At 40.8% G+C, this 1714-nt stretch carries 1 protein-coding gene; it reads left to right on the top strand.

Features of this window, described 5'->3' with window-relative positions:
- The coding region (locus WBN21_RS15240) for a hypothetical protein (RefSeq protein ID WP_424201775.1) at positions 1–1714 on the top strand (1714 nt) is incomplete at both ends.

Consider the following 1714-nt stretch of genomic DNA (forward strand, 5'->3'; position numbering starts at 1 on the left):
GGGTATAGGAACAGGAACGCTACCTAGTACTTCTCTAGCTTCTGCTACATACACATATGTAAATGCTGACGGATTACAACCAATCACTATAGGTAAAGTTGGTTTTGATTTTCAATTTGATAATGCAGTTAGCTTAACTCCAGGAAGCCCTTATTACTTTATCATATCACCAGTATATGATATTACTAATATACAATTTGCTATAAACACTAACAATCCATATACTGACGGAGTGGTTAAAGCAACGTATACTAACGGTACAGTAGGTGGTCCTTGGGACTGGGATTTAAGATTTTCAATGTATGGATGTGGTAATACCGAACCACCAATGATTGTAACTGAGGCACAGAATCAAACTGAAGATTGTGGTATTGTAGATACTGATACAGCATTTAATGTATGGCTAGCCAATAACGGAGGAGCTGTAGCTAATGATAATTCTGGCGATCTTACGTGGAGTAATAATTTTTGTAATGAAATTACCCGGACCATTGATGGTGATGCTTCATGGATAGGATATAACAACAGGTTTGACGGCACTAATTATGTAAGCGGCAACCAAGTTGATTTACAAGATGTAAGCTCTGCAATTATGCCAGGAAACATCATCGTATTGCAACCTAGTTTAATTGAGCCGACAACTGACCTAACCATAGAAGGTAATACCTTTATTGAGGACCACAGCCTTGCTGGGCAGTCATTTACCTTCAACGGAAACGTGACCAGCAATACCTTAGACTCGGCTTACGAGAGTGTGGCATTCATTAAGTTATTCGATAGTGGCTACGGTTTTATTGAACAAATAAGCGTACCGTTAAACGAAGGGCCATTCACGGTGGCATATAATAATACGCAACCAGATGCGGTCTACATCCAACTTGGATTTGCCTTAATGGGCCCTGGGGCACAAGGCGCTACAGACGGCTCTTTAGGTACAGTTGTAGTAGAAGCGACACCTTCAGCCGAGTGTGTAACATTCACAGATGAATGTGGTGGTACAGGTAGTGCTACCGTAACGTTTACAGCTACGGATGCGGCAGGTTTAACAGCAGCAACAACAGCGACTTTCACTATTAAGGATGAAACACCACCTAATGTAATTACTGACTGTCCTACAGCCGCCGATTTTGGCTATTCAGACGTGGCAACAGAGGCAGACTTACCAACAGGTGATGAGGCAGAAATTGCATTTTTTGAACAGGGAATATATGGCTTCTATGAAGATACTTGTAGTGGTTTGGGTGGAGTCAATATTTCGAATCCGGTACTAGAAGGTGATGATTGCGGTGGTACGGCCACCTATACGATAGATTTTGCTGATGGTTGCGGAAACTATAATAGAGGATGCAGCTTTACCATAAATTACGGCGCTTACTCTTCGGAATCAGCTATTTGGAATGGAGCTATCAATTCAGATTGGACTGAGATAGAGAACTGGCAAGATAATTTAGCTCCAGGATTATCAATCAATGGTGCTGTAACGATTCCAATTGGTATGCCAAACTACCCTGTTTTAAATACAGGTCAAGACTTAACTATAAATCCATGTTCTATGCTAACTGTTGAAAGTGATGCCTCATTAAGAGTTAACCCTAATGTTGTAGTTACTAACAACGGTACTGTAACAAATAACGGATCAATGACCTTTGAATCGGATGCTACTGGTTCGGCTTATATTGGTTCCGGAACTGGAATGTTTATAGGAGATTTTACT

Origin of the sequence: Algibacter sp. (genome assembly GCF_049667265.1) — a bacterium.
Lineage (GTDB): Bacteria > Bacteroidota > Bacteroidia > Flavobacteriales > Flavobacteriaceae > Algibacter_B.